Annotated in this window: 19 protein-coding genes and 1 pseudogene; 12 read left to right on the forward strand and 8 right to left on the reverse strand. The window is 44.5% G+C overall.

The features are described 5' to 3' along the window. Positions 1 to 48: 48 nt before the first annotated feature. The 3 genes from AACT19_RS24365 (at position 49) to AACT19_RS24375 (ending at position 1,779) form a co-directional block, all read left to right on the forward strand. The gene (locus AACT19_RS24365) at positions 49 to 429 is read left to right on the forward strand and encodes a hypothetical protein (protein WP_017082609.1); all 381 of its coding nucleotides are present in this window, start codon (positions 49 to 51) and stop codon (positions 427 to 429) included. Between the two features lie 143 nt (positions 430 to 572). Continuing rightward, positions 573 to 956 carry a hypothetical protein gene (locus tag AACT19_RS24370; protein WP_076649163.1) on the forward strand — a complete coding sequence of 128 codons (384 nt, stop codon included), beginning with the start codon at positions 573 to 575 and terminating at the stop codon, positions 954 to 956. A gap of 121 nt (positions 957 to 1,077) precedes the next feature. Continuing rightward, positions 1,078 to 1,779, forward strand: a complete 702-nt coding sequence (locus AACT19_RS24375; RefSeq protein ID WP_076649165.1) for a lipoate--protein ligase family protein — start codon at positions 1,078 to 1,080, stop codon at positions 1,777 to 1,779. Positions 1,780 to 1,836: 57 nt separating this feature from the next. Here AACT19_RS24375 and tsaA read toward each other — a convergent pair whose 3' ends face one another. After that, positions 1,837 to 2,238, reverse strand: a complete 402-nt coding sequence (tsaA, locus tag AACT19_RS24380; RefSeq protein WP_076649166.1) for a tRNA (N6-threonylcarbamoyladenosine(37)-N6)-methyltransferase TrmO — start codon at positions 2,236 to 2,238, stop codon at positions 1,837 to 1,839. A 45-nt stretch (positions 2,239 to 2,283) separates the two neighbouring features. Further along, the gene (locus AACT19_RS24385; RefSeq protein WP_076649168.1) at positions 2,284 to 3,174 is read right to left on the reverse strand and encodes a DMT family transporter; all 891 of its coding nucleotides are present in this window, start codon (positions 3,172 to 3,174) and stop codon (positions 2,284 to 2,286) included. A gap of 119 nt (positions 3,175 to 3,293) precedes the next feature. Between AACT19_RS24385 and AACT19_RS24390 the strand changes: the two genes are divergently transcribed. Further along, on the forward strand, positions 3,294 to 3,878 hold the full coding sequence (locus tag AACT19_RS24390; RefSeq protein ID WP_076649170.1) for a TetR/AcrR family transcriptional regulator: 585 nt from the start codon (positions 3,294 to 3,296) through the stop codon (positions 3,876 to 3,878). Positions 3,879 to 4,008: 130 nt separating this feature from the next. Here AACT19_RS24390 and AACT19_RS24395 read toward each other — a convergent pair whose 3' ends face one another. The 3 genes and pseudogenes from AACT19_RS24395 to AACT19_RS24405 form a co-directional block, all read right to left on the reverse strand. Next, complete coding sequence (locus AACT19_RS24395) at positions 4,009 to 4,884, reverse strand: radical SAM protein (RefSeq protein ID WP_017087617.1); 876 nt, start codon at positions 4,882 to 4,884, stop codon at positions 4,009 to 4,011. Between the two features lie 209 nt (positions 4,885 to 5,093). Continuing rightward, positions 5,094 to 5,915, reverse strand: a pseudogene (locus AACT19_RS24400) (SDR family NAD(P)-dependent oxidoreductase). 210 nt (positions 5,916 to 6,125) lie between these two features. Beyond that, positions 6,126 to 6,971, reverse strand: coding sequence for an enoyl-CoA hydratase/isomerase family protein (locus AACT19_RS24405; protein WP_076649172.1), 846 nt, complete (start codon positions 6,969 to 6,971; stop codon positions 6,126 to 6,128). Between the two features lie 327 nt (positions 6,972 to 7,298). On the opposite strand from AACT19_RS24405, the gene AACT19_RS24410 reads away from it, so the two are divergent. Together AACT19_RS24410 and AACT19_RS24415 are read left to right on the forward strand one after the other, a co-directional pair. Then, positions 7,299 to 8,672 (forward strand): MATE family efflux transporter, encoded by a 1,374-nt coding sequence (locus tag AACT19_RS24410; RefSeq protein WP_076649174.1) that lies wholly within the window; start codon positions 7,299 to 7,301, stop codon positions 8,670 to 8,672. 9 nt (positions 8,673 to 8,681) lie between these two features. After that, positions 8,682 to 9,596 (forward strand): LysR family transcriptional regulator, encoded by a 915-nt coding sequence (locus tag AACT19_RS24415; protein WP_076649176.1) that lies wholly within the window; start codon positions 8,682 to 8,684, stop codon positions 9,594 to 9,596. Positions 9,597 to 9,794: 198 nt separating this feature from the next. Here the strand turns inward: AACT19_RS24415 and AACT19_RS24420 are convergent, their stop codons facing one another. Then, positions 9,795 to 11,867 (reverse strand): alkyl/aryl-sulfatase, encoded by a 2,073-nt coding sequence (locus tag AACT19_RS24420; RefSeq protein ID WP_076649178.1) that lies wholly within the window; start codon positions 11,865 to 11,867, stop codon positions 9,795 to 9,797. 188 nt (positions 11,868 to 12,055) lie between these two features. On the opposite strand from AACT19_RS24420, the gene AACT19_RS24425 reads away from it, so the two are divergent. Then, a complete protein-coding gene (locus AACT19_RS24425; RefSeq protein WP_004732294.1) occupies positions 12,056 to 12,958 on the forward strand; it encodes a LysR family transcriptional regulator in 903 nt (300 codons plus the stop codon). Between the two features lie 90 nt (positions 12,959 to 13,048). Here AACT19_RS24425 and AACT19_RS24430 read toward each other — a convergent pair whose 3' ends face one another. Further along, complete coding sequence (locus AACT19_RS24430; RefSeq protein ID WP_076649180.1) at positions 13,049 to 13,948, reverse strand: DMT family transporter; 900 nt, start codon at positions 13,946 to 13,948, stop codon at positions 13,049 to 13,051. A 198-nt stretch (positions 13,949 to 14,146) separates the two neighbouring features. Between AACT19_RS24430 and AACT19_RS24435 the strand changes: the two genes are divergently transcribed. Together AACT19_RS24435 and AACT19_RS24440 are read left to right on the forward strand one after the other, a co-directional pair. Next, positions 14,147 to 14,536: a VOC family protein gene (locus tag AACT19_RS24435; RefSeq protein ID WP_017078507.1), complete on the forward strand. Its 390-nt coding sequence runs from the start codon at positions 14,147 to 14,149 to the stop codon at positions 14,534 to 14,536. A 51-nt stretch (positions 14,537 to 14,587) separates the two neighbouring features. Further along, complete coding sequence (locus tag AACT19_RS24440; protein WP_076649182.1) at positions 14,588 to 15,112, forward strand: hypothetical protein; 525 nt, start codon at positions 14,588 to 14,590, stop codon at positions 15,110 to 15,112. Positions 15,113 to 15,240: 128 nt separating this feature from the next. Here the strand turns inward: AACT19_RS24440 and AACT19_RS24445 are convergent, their stop codons facing one another. After that, positions 15,241 to 15,540, reverse strand: coding sequence for a hypothetical protein (locus AACT19_RS24445; RefSeq protein WP_181360329.1), 300 nt, complete (start codon positions 15,538 to 15,540; stop codon positions 15,241 to 15,243). An 835-nt stretch (positions 15,541 to 16,375) separates the two neighbouring features. Between AACT19_RS24445 and AACT19_RS24450 the strand changes: the two genes are divergently transcribed. The 3 genes from AACT19_RS24450 to AACT19_RS24460 all read left to right on the forward strand — a co-directional run bounded on the left by AACT19_RS24450 (position 16,376) and on the right by AACT19_RS24460 (position 22,380). Next, positions 16,376 to 17,503, forward strand: coding sequence for a hypothetical protein (locus AACT19_RS24450; RefSeq protein WP_017078509.1), 1,128 nt, complete (start codon positions 16,376 to 16,378; stop codon positions 17,501 to 17,503). 64 nt (positions 17,504 to 17,567) lie between these two features. Further along, entirely contained in the window at positions 17,568 to 21,260 is a 3,693-nt protein-coding gene (locus tag AACT19_RS24455) for an RHS repeat protein (RefSeq protein WP_076649184.1), read from the forward strand. Further along, positions 21,250 to 22,380, forward strand: a complete 1,131-nt coding sequence (locus AACT19_RS24460) for an RHS repeat-associated core domain-containing protein (protein ID WP_076649186.1) — start codon at positions 21,250 to 21,252, stop codon at positions 22,378 to 22,380. The genes AACT19_RS24455 and AACT19_RS24460 overlap by 11 nt, the downstream gene beginning before the upstream one ends. Positions 22,381 to 22,591 lie beyond the last annotated feature (211 nt).

Consider the following 22,591-nt stretch of genomic DNA (forward strand, 5'->3'; position numbering starts at 1 on the left):
ATTATGAGGGGATTCGCAAGAATTAGGCGTTATGTTTGAGGTATAAAAATGTACGTACGATTTGTCGTTGATCAGTTCGATGAGGATTCAAATCAGAGAACAGGCATATTTCAGGCAATCAGTTGTATGAAGAAACAAGAAGTATTCTACGACTATGAACTTGAACATATCGCCGAGGTGATGGGGTGGTTCGATGAAAACCTTGAATCTCCTTTAGACTACTTAAACAAACAGAAGTCTAAGAAATCTGATGTGTATATCAGTTGGTTTCTTGAGTCTTCCTCTGAACACATATCTAAAGTACGTGAGTTTGTTTTCTTAGTTGAAAGTAAGGGGGTCGCAGTTGATCAACTAAGAACAGAAACCCCTGGTAAAATAGTTTACGCCGATAAGTATCAGGTGTTTGCTAAGCCATTCAGGCGCTTCTAAGCAAACATAACAATAAATTTAGATTGATTCACAACGCTTGGCGCTCTCACTTCAAGTAAGTTTAGTGTTTATGACACAATGTTTTAGGTAAGGTAGTAGCGTTGTTCACACCTTAACTTGGCGTCATATGTACGGAGTGTTTTATGAATATATGGATATTTAGCTCGGGGTTATTAGCCCTGTTTACTACGTTAGTACATGTATTTGCCGGTCAAATAGACCCGGTTAGACCTTTTCTTAAATCGAAGCTCGATGATATACCGAAAGCGACACTTCTAGCTTGTTGGCATCTTGTCTCGGTCACTTTGTTTGTTAGCTCATTAATGCTTTTATACGTCGGTTGGTATGGTATTGATTCACTTTATTTCCTAATCCAGTTGCTAGGTTTTTTGTATATTCTGTATGCATCGGTGTTTGTGGCTGTTGGGCTGTATTTTTTTGGAGCGAAGGTTTTTGTAAAGCTTCCTCAATGGATATTGCTCTTTCCAATCGGCTTGCTAGCAAACTATGGCGTAATGTATGTGTAACAAACACTATGGCGCCAATAACTAAACTTTAGCGCTGTTTCTATCCTATATAGTCCGGTCTATCATCAACCATCCCAGAACGCTAAATACTAAGTCACCACAATCTGTAGAGGAAAGTGCATTGAAGTTAACGAATAAACTCGTACGTTACCCGCACATTGATGTTGATCGTGCGTTTGAAAAAGAAGCTGCGTTATTGCAGCAGATACAGGCGGGTGAGATAGGACAAGCCTTAATGTTGTGGCAAGCAAAAACGCCAACACTCGTTTTGCCCGCAGGTAAAAAGTGGCCAGTGACGGTAGAGTCTAGAAAACAACTCGCGGCACAAGGCTGGCAACTCACCTCACGTAAAACAGGTGGAGCTCCCGTTCCTCAACTGCCGGGGATCATTAACCTGTCGCACATCTACCATTGGCCTCGTGATGAAGCTTACAATATCCAAAAAGCGTATCGACATCTGTGCAATGTATTAACCCTGTTTTTCAAAGAATTGGGCATCGATGTGGATGTACACGCCACCCCCGGCTCTTATTGTGATGGTGACTACAACCTCAATATCGATAAACAAAAAATAGTGGGCACTGCGCAACGTGTTTTGCTTAAACAAGGGGGCGGCCAAATCGTACTTTCGCAAGCCTGTATCTTGTTGGATGTCAACCTAGAAAATATCGTTGCGCCCGTGAATTTTTATAATCAAATTTGCGATAACCCAACCGTGGTCGATTCGCAGGTTCATACTCTGTTGTCCGCACATCTGACAACCCTTCCCAATGTAGACTCACTCTTTCAGCGGTTAAGCCAAGCTTTCATCAAGTATGCGTAATGTCTTCCTTTCGCTAACGCACAGCTCGCTTTTGGTTTAGGAAGGCCAACTTCTCGCTTATCCTTTCTCTCGATAGATCGCAGGCTTGATATCCAACAGTGGTGTGTTGTTCAAGCAGTCTAAGCCTCTCACGGTTACGGTGCCATTATCGACGTTTTCAATCGGTAGCACGGCGGCACCGATAGGGTTTGGTCTGTGCGGTGAACGCAGTGCAAAGGTGCCTTTAGTCGGCGTCTCTTCATTCCAGCTTTGTATCAGTTCGTCTCGTTTTGCGTCTTCTAACCAATACAAGATCAGGATGTGGTCTCCTGTCTTTAAACCAAGCAAACCTTGTTGGTAAACGTCATCTAAGATAATTTCACAGATCGGGCCGTTGTCCGGTTGGATGTTATTCGGACACTCCGAAACCGAGTGATAAGGCGTGGTAATTCGGCCAATAAATTTCAGTTCTGCAGACATATTCAGCTCCTATTTAGTTCTTTATTTATCTCTTTATTACTCGATTTATTTGTCATCGTTTTTCATGGTCACTAAGGTGTAGATGAAGATCGTAATCAAGATCACCACACCGCCGACAATACTGGTTGTTGGCGGGATCTCGGTGAAGAAGATAAACCCCCAAACTGGCGCTAACACGGTTTCTAACATCAGAGTCATTGATACTTCTGGCGCGGTAATGTGGCGCGTTGCGACCATAGATAACACTCGGCCAACAGGTGCCGTAAACAAGCCCATCATGCCCATGATTAACCACGTTTCAACGCTGTAGCTTGATGGCGTTGCGAAGAAAAACATCACAACCGCTAGCAATAAGCCACCTAGGCCAACGCTCGCCAATCGGCTGACGTCTTGATATTTGCGTAGCAAGGTAAACATCATAGATAAACAGATCACTGCGAATACCGCTAAAGCATCACCCATCCAGTTCCCTGAAGAAAATGAACCTGAAACGACTATCGTAATACCAATCATCACCGCGACAATGGCAATCAAAGTTGAACGGCTGGTGGCTTCTTTCAAGATCAACCAGCTGAAAATAGCGGCAACCGCAGGGGCTGCACTGAGGATCACAAAGGTATTAGCGATTGAAGTCATTTTGATGCTGAACACCAAACCCGATGCGCTGCCGAGCATAAGAATACCCGCTGCCAACAATGGCCAACCGCTTTGTACGACTGCTTTTCGGATTCCACGTTTGTCGTTGAATTTAAGCAAAATCGGCATCGAAATTGCGCTGAATAAGCCGAACAAGAAGGCCGTATCAAATCCGCTGACACCCGCATAACGAATAAAGATTGGGTCAATACTCATTAATACGGCACCTGCGATCGCAAGGGTAAAGCCGAGGGTTCGAGTGTTTCTTACTTCAGTTTTAGGGAGGTTCATTGTTGTCATTTCTCTATCCAATTATCTGTTACCAATAAATCATACCGATGAGTATGATTTTAAAAATTGGTTGAGTCAACACAAATCATACTTTAAAGTATGATCTCTGTTTTGGGGTGGATGAAGTAATGAGCAAGATTGAGCAGAACAAAGAGAAGAAACGACTCGCGATTTTAAAAGCGGCGAAGGAGATATTCCTCGCGGAAGGCTATGTGCAAACCAGCATGGACCGAGTCGCTAGTGAAGCGAAAATGACCAAGCAAACGCTTTATCGTTACTTCTCTTCTAAAGATGTGTTGTTTGAAGCGACGTTAAGACAAATGGGTAGCCAGACAGACGATAAGTTGGTGGTGCATTTGCAGCACACCGATACTCGACAAGCGCTATTGGGCTTCGCAAAAGACTTCGTTTTGTTTCACCTTTCGAGCGAACATATTGCGACCTTTAAGCTGTTGATAGCAGAAGGCAGTAAGTCTCCAGAATTAGTTAGCCGTTTTATGGACGTCGGCTCGGATGATACCGATCGAGTGCTTGCTCAGTTTTTCAATGAGCGATTCGATATTGAAGAACCACAAACCAAAATTAAGCTTTGGCTTGGTATGGTGATGAGTGTCAGAGAGGGTGTGTTGATGGGAATGCCTGCACCCACCGAACAAGAGATTGCAGCTTACGTTGAAGCGAGTACTGACTTGTTGTTAGCGGCTTTGGCTTAGGTAGGGCTGTAAACCTGAAAAATAAGATATACGTTAGGCGCTGCTGGACTTTGATTATTCCATAATATGGAGTTGCAACGCCTGTCGTTTGGTCTGTTTACGTTTACTGGTTACGAGTTAAATCGAGCGCTTACCAAGCAAAAGTCTTGATAACATTCTGTTTGGTGATCGGGTTATGCGCGATGTCTTGATTGATCTTATCAAGAAACGGCTTGCGAGCTTGAGGCAACATGCCACGCATTGGTGAGATGTTATTGCCGTGGTCGCCCCAGTAGTAGCAATCGAAATCTTCTAGGTTTTCGAGTAAGTATTTTTCTTCTTCCAGAATCTGCAATGGCGTTGGTAAAACAAACTCGCCACGGTTTACTTCTTTTTCCAACACCGACCCCGGTTGAACCGCTAAAGCCATAGGTGCAATTGCATCTGGCTGCATGATGTTCAGCAAGCTGGTGGTATTTATCGCATGCTCGACAGAACGTTCTTTGCCGCCAAGGCCAAAGATGAAAGAAGCCAGTACCTTGATGTCTGCTTCACGGGCTAGGTTCATACCTTCAATTGCATGCTCACGCGTCATGCGCTTTTGAATGCGTTCAAGCACAATTGGGTCACCGGACTCCAAACCTGAATAGGCCATGCTTAAACCTGCCGACTTAATCTCTTTTAATTCAGACAAGCTCTTGCGACGGAAGTCGTTGAAGCCTGAATACAAAGAGATATTCTTGATTTCAGGGAAGGTGATCTTGATGTAATCCAGAATCGAAATCAGCATTTCGGTTCTAATCGCCATCACATTACCATCGACCAAAAAGATAGATTCAACATGCGGATAAATCTTTCTCGCCGCGTCAATATCTTCAAAGATGTCTTTGATATCTCTTACTTTGAAACGCTTATCATCAAACATCGTGCAGAAGGTACATTGGTTATTACTGCACCCCAATGTTGTCTGGATGAGTACGCTCTCTGCTTCCATCCAAGGACGATAAACTTTACCTTCAAAACGCATAAATGCTCCTCGGCCGTAGCCTGTGTTGTTTCGACGAGGGCAAGTTTAGCAATTTGCATATTGGGTGATAATTGGGCAAAGCGGGGAATCAGTATTAAAGAAATTTTAATAATCGAAAGAGCGCGCAGTTCTTTGTCTAGATGGATAGAACTGCGGCTTGGATTGTGTGTGTGGGGGAGTGTTAGTGGTCGTTTTTTACTAATGAATGATCAGTGCGCAACGCACAGCTTTTCTTCGAGCAATTGATCAAGCACGGTCACCAGCTTGTGGTTCTTGGTGTTGTCTAATGCGTCGGCGTGCGGGTCTTTGAACAACCCAGAATCATTATCAAAATATTGACCAGAAGCGTTGGCAAACTCATCACTGAGCGCAGCACGACAAAGAATATCGGCACCAATCGCAAGGTCGTTACCATCAACGCCATAAGCATCTTTCACCAGTTTACTACCAAGGAAAGAGGCTGGGTTTACAGGGATAATTGCGGTGCCTTTGTCTAAAAGAGTATTGGCTAATTCGATGGACCACATCGTGAGTGCGAGCTTACTTTGCGCGTAAACCGGACCATCCAGTTCCCCCGCATTCGGGCTGATTAATGCCTCTAAATCGACGGATGCTTGGGCTGCTGAAGATAGGTTGACGATACGACCTGTCGCATCAAAAAGAGGAAGCAGCTTTTGTGTCAGTAGATACGGCGCAATGGTGTTTACGACAAAACGCACATCAAGATTGTCTGGAGTGGTGATGTCCTACACCTTATACACACCTGCGTTGTTAATGAGTATATCGAGACGTTTGTGATCGCTTTTGATTTGGGTTGCGAGCGCCTCAACTTCGGAGAGCGTCGATAGGTCTGCGATGTAGCTTTCGATGATTGCATTCTTAGACAGGCGAGACAGAGCGGTCACGACTTTATTGACCCTAGCTGGGTTGCGGCCATGAATCAGAACATGGTGCCCTTGCTGCGTTAGTGCTTTTGCGGTCTCTAAACCAATGCCATCCGTGGCCCCTGTGATCAGAATTATTTTTTGCATGTTCCGTCCTTCAAAAAATAGTTTGAACAACGTTATAACAAAGATTAATGACACATAGTTGCATTTGGCTCACAAGCTGAAGACTCAAGTGTGAGTCTATGGGGCAAATAATGACCATTTTAACACTTGGTGGGTAACCGTTGGCGTTTAACCATTAAGTAAGACTATGGGTCAGTTTGTGGCTGACCCAAATTAAGAGAAGTGAACGAACTATTTGATGTCTTGAACGTTCATAACCAGAGTTTCCCAGTTACGTTGGTTTTCCATATCGTGCTCTAGGCCTTGCTCATCGGCAATTTGGAAGCGCTTAACCGCAGGTGTTTTGCTGGTGGCTTGATACAACCAGTAGGCCTCTGCTTTGAGTGCTTCGTCGATCGGTTTATCGATAGACTCGTACACCGCTTGCTTACATGCATTGATCGATTCGGCAGGGAATTGAGCGATTCGTTTGGCAAGAGTATCGACGTATTCACCAATTTCATCCGGCTCTAGTGCCTTGTTGATGGTGCCGTATGCTTCGGCTTCGTCAGCATCAAAGTCTCGTGCACTTAGGACGATTTCAAGTGCGCGACCTAAGCCGACTTGGCGTGCCATACGTGATGCGCCGCCACCACAAGGAAGGATGCCCATACCCACTTCCATTTGCATGAATTTGTATTTACCGCGAGCCGCGAATCGCATGTCACACGCCAGTGCAAATTCGTGGCCTCCACCTCGAGCGAACCCTTCAAGCTTGGCAATGGTGGCTTGTGGTAGTTTGCTGATTCTTTCTAGCACCACTTGCAGGTCGAGTAACTTCGCTTCTTCACGAGAAACGGCTTCTGTCGACATGTCTTTTAATAGATTGGTGTCGTAGTGGCAGACCCAAACTTCAGGGTTTGCTGACTGAAATACCACGACCTTGATGTCACGATCGCGCTCTAGTCTCATTGCCAAACCATTGAGGTCGGCAAGCATCTCTTGCCCTTGAACATTCACAGTACCGAAGTCAAAAGTAACGGTAAGAATCCCATTCTCGGCTTGAGCTTTAAACGTTGTATAACCTTGATATGACATTTCCATATTCCTTCTGAGAGATTTCATTTCAGCCTATTCAGTGTGAATGCGACCTAAATTCAGGCTAACGAGGAATGTTCGAACCAACAATTAACCATTAAACGAAACACTATTAACGAATTATTAAGAGTGTTGATGAGTTTAGTAATTTCATTTTATTCAATATCTTAGCTTCGTGTTCTAGCGTTGAAGGTATCTTGCTAATTCGATTGTCAACGAAATCTAAAAACTCATTCCTTGTTTGGCGCTCTTATCCTTTTCATTTAGCTTCGTATACTGCTCAACTAGGTAATTAGCCCCAAAGTACAGACAAGAGTAAACCGACCGATGCAGATGAGATCCGCGACTTTGAAAACCATTATTGAGAAAACACTGCCACTGACGCTGGGTGTGTTTGCGATCATGATGGTGCAATTGGTCGATTCGATCTTTATCGGTCAGCTAGGGGTGAATGAGTTGGCGGTTCACGGTATCACCTTGCCATTCCAAGCGGCGTTTACCGGTGTTCAAGTGGGCATCGGTGTCGCGGCAACGTCCATTATTTCTCAAGCGGTAGGGGCAAAAGAACAACGAAAATCCACCTCAATTGCCTCACTATCTGTCGGGTTCGGTGTCTTGGTGATTGCTTTGATCTGCATAGGCCTGATTGTTTTTAGCGATTCTGTTTTTGCGTCGTTTGTGAATGATGTCTCTGACGCTCAATACCAATCCATGCTGTTGATTTTTAATGTGTACTGGCCGTTGTGGCTATTCAGTGCATTGATGGTGGCGGTGCTTTATCTGGCCACCTGCGTTTATCGAGCCAATGGCGATACCAAAACAACCGGCAGCATGTTCTTGGCTGCCAGCGTGATTAACCTGATTCTCGACCCTATTCTGATCTTTGGATTGGACATGGGTATTGCAGGGGCGGCGATCGCATCGAGCATTGGCTACGCTTTCGGCGCAATCTACATGCTAATCAAGTCTCGTGGCAAAGGTTGGTTTGGCTTCAATGGCGCGTGCCGTAAGCAAATCAAAGGCTACAGTTTTGAGTTATTCAAGACGGTAATGCCAACCACCGCGAATCAGATATTACCTGCGGTCAGCGCGTTCTTCTCAATGTTATTGATTGCGAGAATCGGAACCGATGAGATGGCTTTTTGGAGCTTACTCGCCCGTGTTGAAAGTTTTATGTTGGTGTTTTCTCTTGCTCTGACCATGTCTATCCCGCCTATGATTGGTCGTTACCTAGGGGCGCAGCAGCGATGCAAAATCCCTGAGCTATTGAATACAACAGCGAAGTTCTTATTGGTTTTTCACACCGTGATGGCAGCATTGCTGGCGCTGTTTAGTGGCTGGATTATTCCTGTTATCTCGGAAGAACAAAGCATACGCAGCTGGTTTGAAGTGACCTTGTTATTTATACCGTTCAGCTATGGGCCGCTTGGGCTTTGCATGTTGGTTGCTTCGGTCTTTAATGCCTTGGGTGTGCTTCGCAAAGCTTTGAATGTCTCTTTCTTACGCTTGTTTGTTTTCTACATTCCCGCTTTATGGCTAGGCTCTATAACCGGAGACATGATCAACGCGGTTATTGCTGCGACCGTCGCCAATGTTTTAGCCGGCGCTTTTGCATGGTTTAAGCTTAATACCTATATTAAAACTCACATTATTCCCCGTGCCGCTGCGGCCAATAAGCAGCGTGTACTCAGCGCAGGCTAGCCATTATTGATGAACATTGAACATCTAAAATTGTTTGTGCGACTCGCGTCTACGCACAATATAAGTCAAGCAGGACAAGAGCTTGGGTTGTCACCTCCGGTAGCCAGTATTCATATCGGAAAGCTCGAAGAGAGCCTAGGTGCTCGTCTTGTGCATCGCACCACGAGAAAGGTCTCCCTGACTGAAGAAGGCATGGCATTTCTTCCTCATGCCAAGCAAATCCTTTTGAGTGTCGAAGCGGGTGTGGCCTCTGTCGGAACCGGTAATGAATTACCAAAAGGGGTGTTGCGAATATCTGCACCTTCTTCGTTTGGTCGAATGCATGTTATGCCAGCGCTAAAAGGCTTTTTGGCTAAATATCCAGATCTGTCGGTGGACATTTCACTCAGTGACTCAATCGTCGATCTGGTCGATGGTGGCTTTGATGTGGCGATTCGTAATGCGAAGCTACAGAACTCAAGCCTGATCGCTCGTAAGCTCTCTACTGATAAACGTATTTTGTGTGCATCGCCAGAATATCTGGCAGCTCATGGCTATCCGAAAACACCAGAAGACCTCAAGCAACATCAATGCATCAATCAAACCGGCTTAGAAGGTTGGACGTTCGATACGCCAGAAGGCGATGTCACCATCAAGAAAAAAGGTGCTATCCGTGTTGATCACGGTGAAGCGGTAAGGGATGTATGTGTCGATGGCTTGGGCATTGCTATGTGTGCGACTTGGATAGCATACAAGCAGCTCGCGGAAGGTTCGCTGGTTGAGGTGTTGCCGGATTACCCTTTAAAGGATGAGGCTGCGATTTGGGCTGTATACCCGAGTGCACAGCTGCTCGCGCCGAAGGTACGCGTATTTATCGACTACTTTGTGCAATATTATGGTTCACCTTCTTATTGGGATTGCGAAGTAAACGGGCAAACTCAGTAATCTATCAGCTTCAACAAATTATCAGTTTTATTAAGCTCTCAGCCTCAGTAAGAGAGCAAACGCAGTAGCGTTCAAGAAGCACTTATTGAGAACAAATAAGAAAGCCCCGACCAAAAGGTAGGGGCTTGTTTTATGTTCTTTATAGAACGTTTTTTCTAGCTCACTGCTGTTGTTTTATCTATTTAGCGTATCGGACGTTTAATGCGCGTGTACCGCTGAATCTTGGTATAGCTCGGCATCAACTTCTTCGCCTTTGTTTGGACGAGGAACAATCTCAAAAGAGGTGTCAGCTTCTGTCAGTGAAGACAGCAGTTTGTTAAGCGATGTTTTGTCACCTTTCACTCCTGCTTGTCCGTCTTCTAACAGTTTTCCTAGGCTTGTTTTCTTAAGTACGATATCAGACACGTCAGACTTATTGATGATCAGTGTTGTATCCGCATCTTGCAGATCTGATACTTGGATATTGTTCAGGTTACCGTTAGACATCTCAACGTAGTAGAACTCTTTCACATCAGGCAGCTGAATATTCAACGTAAATGGTGTTTCTTGTGCTTTTAGCGAATCCACTTTAACTGCCAAGTAATCCAACAAGTTCTCAATGGTCATGTTAGCCAATACATCCGGAGATGCAGTTTTTGGTGCGCCCGGTTGTGTGCCAATACGAAGCTCTTGAGCGCCCGTTAGGTAGATGTTTCTCCAACCTGCACCTTCTGATTGATAACCCAATTGCTCGTAAGTATCTGCCAATAAGCCACGTGCAACTTTGTTCTCTGGCTCAGCTTGAATCACCTTATTCAGTGCTGTTGCAACGAAGCGGTATTCACCTTCTTGGAAGTCTTGTTGTGCTTTATCAATCACAGCATCGCTGCCGCCCATGTACTCAACAAACTTCACTGATTCTGGCTCGATTGGTAATGGGTTTAGGTTAGCCGGGTTCATGTCGAAGTAACCAAGATACATGTTGTACACAGCGCGAGCGTTGTGAGAGTAGGTACCGTGGTAACCATTTGTGTGCCAAGACTGTTGAATGCTGTCTGGCATTACCTTGTAAATCTCGTCACCGATGTCTTGTAGAACCACACCGTTATTGGCTAAACGAAGCGTTTGGTTATGAGTAAAACCGTAAGCGTCACGCTGCATTTTTAGGTAATCAGAAATCTCTTGTTCACCCCAGATTGGGGCTGAGTGAGACGCAAACAGTACTTCTGTTTCTTCGCCCCAAGTGACTAACATTTCGTTGATCTTCTTAGACCATTTCAAGCCGTCACGTACTTTAGCGCCACGCAGCGTGTACAGGTTGTGCATGCCTTGGTAGGTCAGTTCGCCAGTCCAAAGTGCTTTCATGCTGGGAATGTACGTCACCATTTCAGAGGCCGCTTCGGTACCTGAAGCATCCATGAATTGCATTTCTAGGCCGTCGATAACCAGAGTTTCAATCTCTTCGTTATGGTTCAGCTCGTAGTCCGGCAGGACGTAAGTAATACTACCGGTTGATAGACCTTTAGACAGTGCCGCATCCACAATACCGTGTTCGTGTCGGTTCAGGGTAGCGCCATATTGATATGCGGTACGACGAGACATTGCATTACCCGCCAATACGTTTTCGTCGACGATTTCTTTAGTGATGTTTTTCGAACCGTACACTTTTACATCTGGATACGCGTCTTTGATTGCTCTTGCGCCACCAAAGTGATCAGCGTGCGAGTGAGAGTAAATCATGGCAACGACTGGCAGTTCACCGCCGTCAGGCACATTGTTCTTGAAGAATTCGAGTGATTTGGCGGCTGATTCTTTGGTAAGAAGAACGTCGTAGGCGATCCAACCGTTGTCACTACGAATGAAAGAGATAGACGCCAAATCTGCACCTCGAACTTGGTAAACTTTACCCGGAACAACTTCATATAAACCTTCCGCCGCTTGGTTCAATACCGCTTGGCGCCACAGTGAAGGGTTTACTGAATCTGGTGCTTGGTCTGCATTCGTCACACTTGGATCGATGAAGTTAAAGCTATTACGAATGATGTCGCCCGTCTCTTGATCAAAGCTAGCAACAAGACCTTTATTGTTATTGTCGAAAGCGCGAGTGTCGGCAAAGCTCAGTGTTTTTGCGAACTCTTGGTTTGCTTTAGTGGTCATCTCGGTTGCGCTTTTGCCACCTTGGTCGCCAATTTCGCTGAAGTGTGCGTGATCATGGTTAGCTGCAATCGCAGGGAATGCCAGCGAGATAGCTAGGAACAGTGATGCATTTTTGAACGTGCGAGAAGTTGTCATAAGAGCCTCTTCATTTCAGAATTTTGTTTCGTTGAGGCGATTATAGGAATAAGACATATAGCAAAAAATAAAGTAAGCTTTATTTAATACATCACGATTGGCTATGTATTGAGTCATGCAATGGTTGGGGAACGAAGACGAATCCTGACCTATGATTGATTAAGACCACATTGACAGGGAGAGTAACGGTGAGCGACGTGGAAAAGTTGGATTTAAATCTATTGAGCGTGTTCTTAGAAGTGTATCGATTAAAGTCGATCACGCTTGCATCAGAATCGCTTGGTATGACTCAGCCCGGGGTGAGTGGAGCCTTGAAGCGACTCCAATCTCAGCTTGATACTGATCTGTTTATTCGTGAAGGGCGAGGGATCATTCCAACCAATGCTGCGGTGCAACTAGCAAGCCGAGTGGAACCTGCACTCGAGGGAATCACCAGCGCTGTTAGTACCTTGAAGCAATTCGATAATCAGCAGCATCATGTATTCCGACTTCTGGTTAATGAGATAGGTTTAACCAAGCTTCAGCCGCTTGTCGAGCAAGATGAAACGCTGGGAAATATCTCAATCGAATTCAATATGGTGCCGAATAACGAAGAAGAACTTCTGCAGAGTTTGAGCATGCAGCAAGCGGATCTCGCCATCGATATTCACTACCCGCAGGTCAATGGTTATATGAACCAGCAAGTGCTTGAGGATAAGTTGGTATTGATTGCTCGTAAAGGGCACCCAAGAATTGATGGCGTCGTGACCGAAGAGCAGTATTACGATGAAAAGCACATCACTTTTAGAATGCGTCGTTCTCGTCTTTATACGGCTGATTATTTCGCCAAGAAGGCCATCAAACAAAGAAAAGTGAGCTCAGAATGTGACTCATTGATGATGATGTGTGTGTTGGTGTCAGGCTCTGATTGTGTCGGCAGTACTTCTCGTAGTTTTGCTAATCAATTTGCCGAGCGATTCCAGCTTCAAGTTCTTGATCAGCCGTTTGAGGTGTTGCCTGTGCAGCAATACATGATTTGGCATAAGAGAACGGAACCGAACCCTGCTCATCAGTGGTTGAGAAACAAGATTCAGCAATACATGGCCGATTAATGGTTTCGATTGGTTAACCGTCAGCGGGCTAGCTCTCCAACGTCATTCCAACATGTATTGCTGAGATTCTAAGTGCTCATTGGCATCTGATTAGCGAGCTACTCTTGCCGCTCGTTTCTGTTTAGCGCTCTCTATCATCCTAGAAGGTGTCATACCTGTCACTAACATGGTGCCGGTAATAACAAGAACCGAACCGAAAATGGTGTTAAGGCCAATCGCTTCGTCTAGGAAAAGGTTGCCCCACAAGATGCCAAACACTGGAATCAAAAAGGTAACAGACAGAGCCGAAGGCGCACCCAGTTCAGAAACGAGATTGAAGTAAAGCAGGTAAGCAAGGCCAGTACAAACGGCGCCTAATAAGAGAACTGATGTGGTGATGGTGAGATCTGGAGCCTCTCTCATCGGCATAAAGAAGACAAATGGCAGCACGATCAAGACCGCCGCCCACATGCTGCCATGAGCATTGTTGAATGCCTCAACTTTGGGTGCTTGTTTGGTATAGTTTGACGCGATTCCGTAGCTAAAGGCCGCCATCACCGCCGCAAAGATAGGAAGCACAGCCTCACGGCCAATGTTCATCGCATCCCAACCGACCAACACGCCAACTCCCGTTACCCCAATCCCAAGCCCTAATAGAACTCTTGCATCGAGTGTTGTTTTTGTCCATATCGCACCAATGATTGCCGCCCATATTGGCGCGGTAGAGTTCAAGATAGCGAGTGTCGAGGCGTTCAGTGTCTGCGCTGCATAAGCGAAAAACAAAAAGGGAAGTGCGGTATTAAACAAGCCAAGAATGAAAAAGTGTTTCGCATGGGCATTAAAAGAAAGCTTCCTTTTCAGATAAAAAGAAACCAAGAGTAGAGTGACGGCAGCGCACAGAACTCGCGCTTCGATCAGCACCGCAGGGCCCAGCGGATTAGCGGCAATTCTCATGAACAGAAACGAACCGCCCCATATCGCAGCGAGAGTTATTAGTTTTATAAAGTTCACGGTTTATATCTCAGAATGTGTAAAACACCGACTATGTAGGAAAGATAACTATTACACAAACATAGATACCAATACTGTGCAGTTATGGACATAAGATCGCGTCCATTAAATAGGAACAGTTTCGATTGATTTCGTTCTGTTTATTGTTCCTTATTTGATGAGTAATCTAGCGCTAGACATCAAACTTAGGTGAACAAAATGAAGATTGAACACATCGCTATTTGGACAAAACAACTCGACGTGTTGAAGCAGTTTTATGAAAACTATTTCGGCGCGACATCCAACGTAAAATATCACAACCCAACCAAAGGTTTTTCTTCATACTTCCTCTCTTTCGAAACAGGGAGCCGTTTAGAGATCATGGAAATGGACTCGGTGCCTGAATCGAAAGATGACATCTATGATCAATTTACGGGCTTCATTCATATGGCGATTTCATTAGGCTCGGAACAAGCGGTTGATGAACTTACAAGTCGCTTGGTCGAAGACGGCTATGAGCGCTTAGATGGCCCAAGAAGAACAGGCGATGGCTATTATGAGAGCTGTGTACTCGATCCGGATGGTAATCGCTTAGAACTTACCGTTTAATGGAGGGAGCTTGAATAGCTTTTAACTCACTAACGGAACTGAGGTATTACAATGATGAAGCGTGCTTTGACTTTCCTTTTTAGTCTTGGGCTGATGGGATGTGCTACCTCAGAACCGGTATATGAACCAGAGGCTGACTCAAAGCCTGAACCATCCCAACCCGTTGGATACCTTGGTTTCAAAGCCCATCAAGAGTGGGCCATTCAATTTAACGATTGCACGGTCTACGATTTAACAGGCGCACAACCCTACCAGTGGTTTGATCGCATTTCAGCCGCTGTCAGCTGTTATACATTTAAGCCAAACGATGCCATCGAGCCATTATCAGTCTATGCTGACGCAAACTTCGACAGCAATAAGCTAACGCCGATTAACCGCTTTCAAGAGCTACATGTATCAGAGTCAGGCTGGGGCAATTTTCCTGCCGTCTATAAGACCAACGGCACCAACTGGTTGAAAGTCAAAGAGGGTTGGATTCACCTCACACTAGCCGACCAGACACTCGTTCAGTTCTACTCTGGCACTCAAGACCAATCTGGCAAATCACAACACGACCAGTATTTTGAGCAGCATTGATGTTGGGGTGCCATTCGTTCTTATCTAATTGGTCGGGGCAAATGGAACCGTGAATTATTGACCTTTCTTGAGCTTGATTACAAAAGGCATAATGACACTGAAAATAATCACCGCGGCGCCAATCAGCGCTATGGTGTTTGGCAACTCGGAATACAACAGTAACCAAGAATCATTGAGTAGATCATCTGTGAGTACTCAATATTTGAAACTATGTTCGCTTCTCCCCATTTGTAAGCGGTGACACCAAACCATTGGCCGATAGAAGAAATAACACCGACCAACACTAACAGCACCAACTCATACCACGTCGGCCATTGCCACTCGATAAGCGGCGGAATCAGCGCAACACCCCCACGAATATGGCTTGATAAGCTAGCACTACGACCTTCTATTCCACATTCGCCATTTTCCTTACGCAGATAGCGCAATCGTTGCGCCTAACGTGGCCACTAAGCCGAGTTCCAACGTAGAACAGAGACTCGCTTTCTAGAGTGTTAAGTCTAAAGTTTACCTCTGGTAGAGGGGCAAACAGGTTTTCAAAATATTGAGAGAGATCATTAATAAGAACTCATTAACTTTTCATTAATTATATTAATAGAAATTAGATAAAAGCATATAAATTATCATCTTGTCGGTTGATAATTGAACATAGTGGTAATTTTATGGTGGTTTTTATATTTTGACGTAATTAACGAACGCGGTAGATATCTGAGGATATCAGCTGAATAATGAATATTACCATTTTATTGGTAAGGGTAATTATCTCGAATAGTTCTTGTTAATATAAAAACAATGTAAAAGCGCTGATAGTATTAACAGTAAGGTGGTAAAACGATGCGAGTCACAACAAATAAACAGGCTGATTTTTATAAAAAGTAATTCCCTCTCGATTCTGAGTGTGGCTATTGCATGAATGAATTTGAAATAATGTTACACCTGAAATTTTAAGTTGTTGTTTTTTATTGGTATATTTTTTCATTGGGTTTTGTGAATTGGCTAGGGCTAAGACGACTTTGAAATTTTACATTGATGAATTGATTAATTAAATTAGCGCTGTCTGTTTAATAAATTAAATGGCGTGTAAGCAATGGTTATCAGAATGGATAATGGCACTTGTAATCGTTGATAGTGTGGATTTAAAAATAGGGCAAAGACCCTAGGGTGAATTTAACTATCAAAAAAGTTGTTATATCCAGAGATATCATTGTCTTTTCTTTAATTTCTTACCTAATAATATGTAGAGTTAATACTATGAAGTTGTCGATGAATAAATCATTGTTACTAGCAATGTCAGCGTGTTTTTTTTCTAGTGCAAGTTTTGCAGGAATTAATAGTGATTATCATGTGGTGGCCGATGACTTAACGGCTGATCATAATGAAAGCAACGGCGTACCCATGCCTTTTTATGGCAATGGAAGAATGCAGTCCAAACTTAGTGTGTCAGTTTCCTTCGCTGATAGTTACGGCAGACCAGTGACAGTACCTAAGAGTGACTTAGAAGGTGCGATATCTTTTTACCTTAAGAATAGTGAACAAGAGTTAGGCAAAAATAAAGACTGTACCTACGGAAGAGATTGCTGGGGGTATACATTGAACCCAAATGACTATTCTCACCAAATGGGGAACAGTTATGGATACTCTAAGGGTCTACCAACCTCTCGGGTTGCAGCATCTGATACCAAATTAACCGCTTGGGTTTATAGCAACGAGGTAGCTCAGCATCGTGAAGTTTGTATGAAAGTTAAATTCAATACTGGTAGCCAATATGACAATAACTACTACGACAGCTGCGCTTATCCAAATGAATCAAGTGCCTTCTATCAAAGCGTACAGCCTAAGTCCTATAGTGCCGCCGACTTTTCAGAGATTGGAGAAGGTGACAAGGTATGGGAAGAAACTAACACTGACGATTTCTATTTCGAAAAAGCTGAGATGTATAACTTCTATGTGACGCCCAAAGATACTTCAGTGAAACTGGTCGAGGTTGCTATGGATAACTTCGACGAGTCGGACAGCGATAAGGTGTTCCTAAACGATGAGTGGTTAGGTTGTTATTCAGATTGCACTAATGGCTTTCGTTCAGTGAAAGGTTATGTGTTCGCTCCAGGTTCAGAGCGTAATGTATCTGATGAATATGTTTGGAATAGCGCCGCTGGCGAAGGTCGCACGGCGGTATGGCGAGTTAACCAGCAACTAAGATCAGTGACTCTGAGCCAATTGCTTTATTCAAATAGCGGGACATCGAACAATGATTCTCAAAAAGAGTACCGATTTACTGTATTTGACCAATACGGAAATAAAGGACCACTAAAGCTTATTTATCCTCAAAGTGAATTTACTGGTGGCGGCCAGAAATGGGATTACACCCATTGGAATCTCGTTAGCCAATAACATCCAGATAAATCAGAGTTAGCTCATCCACTTTGAGCTAACTCATTCACTTTAGGGGAAATTTATGTCTAATTGGACTTCAAACGCTTTCAACTTTGATAGCTTTTGTTCGGGCGGCGTAGACCAAAGAACCAGAAGCTATTCATATCAAATCTTACTTGGCTCTCTTATTGGTAACTGGCTTAAGGGACCAAACCTCGATATCTCGATTCAATTCTCACCTTACTCGACGGACAACCTTGGTTTCGGTAAAGGCTGGAAATTGAATCTCCCAAGATACGACATCGAGAACCAACAGCTCTATCTTGCAAATGGGCAATCCTACCGTGCTGAATTAAACGCCAATATAGAGATGAGTATTCGTTACAAGAAACTGCTCGATTTTTCGGTATCGTCTAGCGCGAATGGTTATGAAATCACGTATAAAAATGGACGTACTGATCTTTTAGATAAAGATGGCGACATCATTAAGATCACCCAAAGCAATGGTCATGCTCTCTACTTTTCTTGGCTCAACGTGGGACAAAATAAGCGCTTAGATAAAGTTTGGGATGACAGAACAACCAAACAGACCGCACTTTTATGGGTTGAGTATATCTCGGTAGGGCGCGTTAATATTTTTACTAATATTGGCAGTACCCATGAAGCTTACTTCAGTCTTACTCTTAGCAATAACAAGCTCGTCAAATGCAATTTACCAGAACAAGCAGGTAGCTATAGTTTCGGTTATGAAAGCATTGGTTCATATACGTTAATCAATGAGGTAAACCATCCTTGTGGCTTGACCGAGCGTTTGAGATATAAGGCTGATGGTATTCGAGTCAACTCAATGACTTACTTACCAGCCGTTACTGCACACGATGTTCTTACCCTTAATTCGCCAGTTATTACCACAACCTACGACAGTGTCGGTACAGATAGCCACAATTTCATGGGTTACGGTGTACGTGGCGGTGAATTAAGTGAAGGGCTTGATAACCTGCTTGAGCGTGGTTACGAATATACTTATCGCGTCCAAAAAATCGAAAATGGCACCGTTGTAACAGCGCAAACATACAATCAATTTCATCTACTCGTTGAAGAAGCTAGACAGGTTAACGGAAACCTTGTTCATTTGAAAAGGCTGGAATACCCAGCGATTGATAATCAACAGTTTTCCGCTCAACCCGCTCAGTATTCTTTGATCAGTAAAGAGGAACAAATCTGGTTTTCTGGATCGGATAGCCAAGTTCAAAGTCGATTATGGGATTACGACGAATATGGCAACATGCTTAAGTTCGTTGATGAGAATGACATCGCAGAACGTTACGAATACTACGCTAAAAATGGAGAGGCAGGTTGTCCCGCATCGCCAACGGGTATGGTGAATTTCGTCAAATCTCGTACGCTCAACAATGGATCAGAACAGAGAGTGATCTCTTATCAATATGCTTCTCTTGAGGGGCTGAATGGCCATCGTGATGTGGTTCTGAGTTTGGAAGAAGACGTCCAACGCTATAGAAGTCATTACGCTTATCAAACTGATACTGGTGAGACTTACTCTTTCGGCCGATTGGCTTCAGTCCAAAATGACATTCTTCATCCTAACGGCACGTATTCTGCTATTTCTCACTATCGTTATGAGTTGGATAGCGATGTCCTTGAAGAACACGAAGAGCTGACCTGTCACGACAATACCAAAACCAATCTTGCGGTTGGGCACTACCTTGATATTGGAGAACTCGCGCGTCATGTCGATTCAGACGGAGTTAGCTGTGCATTTACTTATGATTCGCTTCGTAGAACTACTGAAGAACGGATTGAAGGAAGTGCAGCCCGTTCGTATCAATACATTGTTGATACTGGTATGAGTCGACAAACCCTGTTGCTAACGGATTGCAAAGGCAACTTGTGTGAACAAAGCTGGGACGGTCAAGGGCGCGAACTAGAGGCTAAAGTTGGTAGCTCGGTCGTATGGGCAAAAATGTACGATGCGTTGGGCAGACTCCAAAGTAAGAGTACCTACGATGTACTGCCTGATCGCAATTCCAGATCGGCGCCTGTGGTGTTAACAGAAAGCTATGAATACGATGAGTGGGATCAGGTTAAAGCGACTCTGTTAGCGAATGGAAAACGTCGTGTCGAGTTCAATAATCTCGCCTCACGTAAGAAAACCCAAGGTATTGAAGGTTTGACCATGACGGTCAGTTCTCTGAATAGCTGGGGGCTAGAAGAGAAAAAAGAGCAAGGCATCAACAGTTGGAATTATGAGTACGACTCATGGGGAAGATTGATTAAAGAAACGAATCCTCTCGCTCGATCCAAGCATTACCATTACGACCGTTTTGATCGTGTGATTCGCATGACTCAAGCGAACGGTGTCGATCAAGATATCACTTACGCTGAACATACCGACCAGTCACAAGTTGTAGATCTGAAAATTGGTGGGGTGACTTTAGGGCAACGCGATATTGATGGATTGGGACGACCGCGATCCTTGCGCAGAGGAGCGAGCCCCCAAGCTTCATTGGCGTGGACTTATGCGGATAGCAGCAATATCCCAGAAACTGAAACCAGCATGGCAGCCCCAACAAGGCTATTTACTCGCGATAGCCAATTAGGTGTGCTAAGTGCTAAGTCGTCTGATGGGCAGGCTTCTAGTTACAGTCATGACCCAATATCCGGCTTACCGACAGGGAGTCAGGACAGTGAAGGTAATCAAAGTACCATTACCTACTCGACGAGAGGCTTACCTGAAGCCGAGGTGAATGATGGTCAGTCTCGCTATTACAGCTATTCCGATGGTGGGGTTATCGCTGCAATTGATAGTGACACGGACACTCGCCAGTATGGTTACGATGAACTCGGACGACTAGTGAAGTTGAGTTCAAATTCAACAACGGTTTATTACGAATATGATGAGTTTGATCGAGTGATACTAGAAACATTGATATCGGGCAGTCAAACCCAAGTCACTGAACTCGAATGGGATGAATATAGTCGCGAAGTCAACCGAGCTATAGCTTTGAACGATAATTATATCTTTGAGCAATCACAAGAATATAACGCGTTAGGGCTGCTTAATTCTCGTAAAAAGGAGTGTGCAACTTTAGGTAATCTGACGGAAATCTATACCTATGATGACCTCTCTCAGTTGACTAAAGTCGAGTTCTTCGGCGCGGGCCCACTGAGCGACTGGTCTCAGCCTATGACGTCTATTGATTGGAGCTATGATGAGCTAGGTAACATGCTGACGCAACGCACAGCGACTACTGAATCTGAGGATTTCGCTCGTTACTTTTATGAGTCGGATGACCCTTGCCAGTTGACTCGTATTACTCATTCCCACCCACAACTCGATGGTCAGGTAACAGTGAAATACGACTTGAATGGCAACATGATTCAAGATGCGGATGGTCGAATTCTTGAATATGACAATTTCGATCGATTACAGCGTGTGTTAGCTGATAATACCGAATGGCTCTATCAATATGACAGCAACGACCGACTGTCTACACAACAGTCCGTTTCTGAATCTCGTCACTTTAACTATCTATGGGGTGACCTCGCTTCGATCGAGGAAAATGGCAAACTCACTCAGTATATCTATCACGAAGGAGTGCCTAAATGGTCAGAGATGGACTCGGAAACCACGTTATTGGCCACGGATCAAAATGGTTCGGTAATCGCGTCAAATACGTCGGGTAAAACAGGGTCGATGTACCGTTACTCTCCATATGGGCAACGTGATCAAGCGGGGAATGCAAATGAACAATAAAGACTCGGTATTTATTACCCCACTTAATCGACGTGAGTTCCTGATTAAAATTGGTCAAACCGCAGCGGTGGCTGGTGGTATCTCACTGCTTCCGACTTCGGTTCGTTTGGCGATGGCGCAGTCGATGACCATCTCTCATTCGGATATCGGCTTTAATGGCGAGTGGTTGGATCCTGTCCTACAAGGTTATCATTTAGGCCAAGGCTATCGCGTTTACCAGCCGAAGTTGATGCGCTTCAATGCACCGGACAGTTTGGCCCCTTTCAATGAGGGGGTTCACAATGCTTATGTGTACTGCCATAACGATCCGATTAACTTCACAGACCCAAGCGGACATCTGAATATAAGTAAGATCTTGTTTGGTGCTTTTGGGGTTATCGCGGGTATTGTGGGTATTGCATTGGCGGCACCAACCGGTGGTTCTAGCTTAGTATTGGCGGCGGGTATTATCGGTGGTATTGCTGGGATGACCAGTGGTGCCTTACAAATTGCCTCGGGAGTTATCGATGATGGGGATATCTCTCATAAACTCGATATTGCGACCATTCCATTCGATATCATTGGTGTGGTGAGTGGCGGATATTCAGCCTACAAATCGGTTCAGAACTTACGTTGGGTAAGAGCGGGTGGGGCATTGGAAGATGTCACTCAGCCCGGTCTTGGTTCTCGTTTGATGAACAAGATTAGGCCTTCTGGTGAGTACAATCTTGCGTGGGCCTCTAAAACGAACCCAGCGATGCGAATCGGCAGCTCTAAGGGGCAGGTTATTGCAACTAGAATGACGCAGGGCGGTAAGACGATGACGTACACACCTCCTCCAATTCATGGTGGGTTTACCAAGATTCTTTTTGGACAAGTCAAAGTGGGCGCCCGAGGCTATACCATCTATCAAGGTATAATGACGGCGCGCTCGATTGGTGGTTTAGGTTGGTCATCGGTTAAAACAATACCTGGGCGATTAGATGAAGAAAAGTCTTCAGCGGATACCATGGTTACGGAAGGTCGAAGTGCCAACCCTGCAGCCAAGAAGACGCAAATGTACGCACTCGAAGAGACACGACAACGAATAAAATATGGCAATGAGGTTCAGCAGATGATCCGTCAGTTGCCATTGTCGTAGTCTGATTTATTCTTTTTCTCTAACAGCACAAAGCCAGCTCAATCCTCATTGAACTGGCTTTTTGGCATTCTGTGTAGGCGTTCTCGACCGTTATCCATCAACCATGAGTACTTTCCTTAGATCTAACTTCGTGATCAAAAAAGATCAAAAACAGTTGTTGAAACCGGTTTCAGTCTGTATCTTTACTTTTATTGAAATCGGTTTCAGAGTT

Origin of the sequence: Vibrio sp. 10N.222.47.A9 (assembly GCF_963872585.1) — a bacterium.
In the GTDB taxonomy this organism is placed as follows: domain Bacteria; phylum Pseudomonadota; class Gammaproteobacteria; order Enterobacterales; family Vibrionaceae; genus Vibrio; species Vibrio splendidus.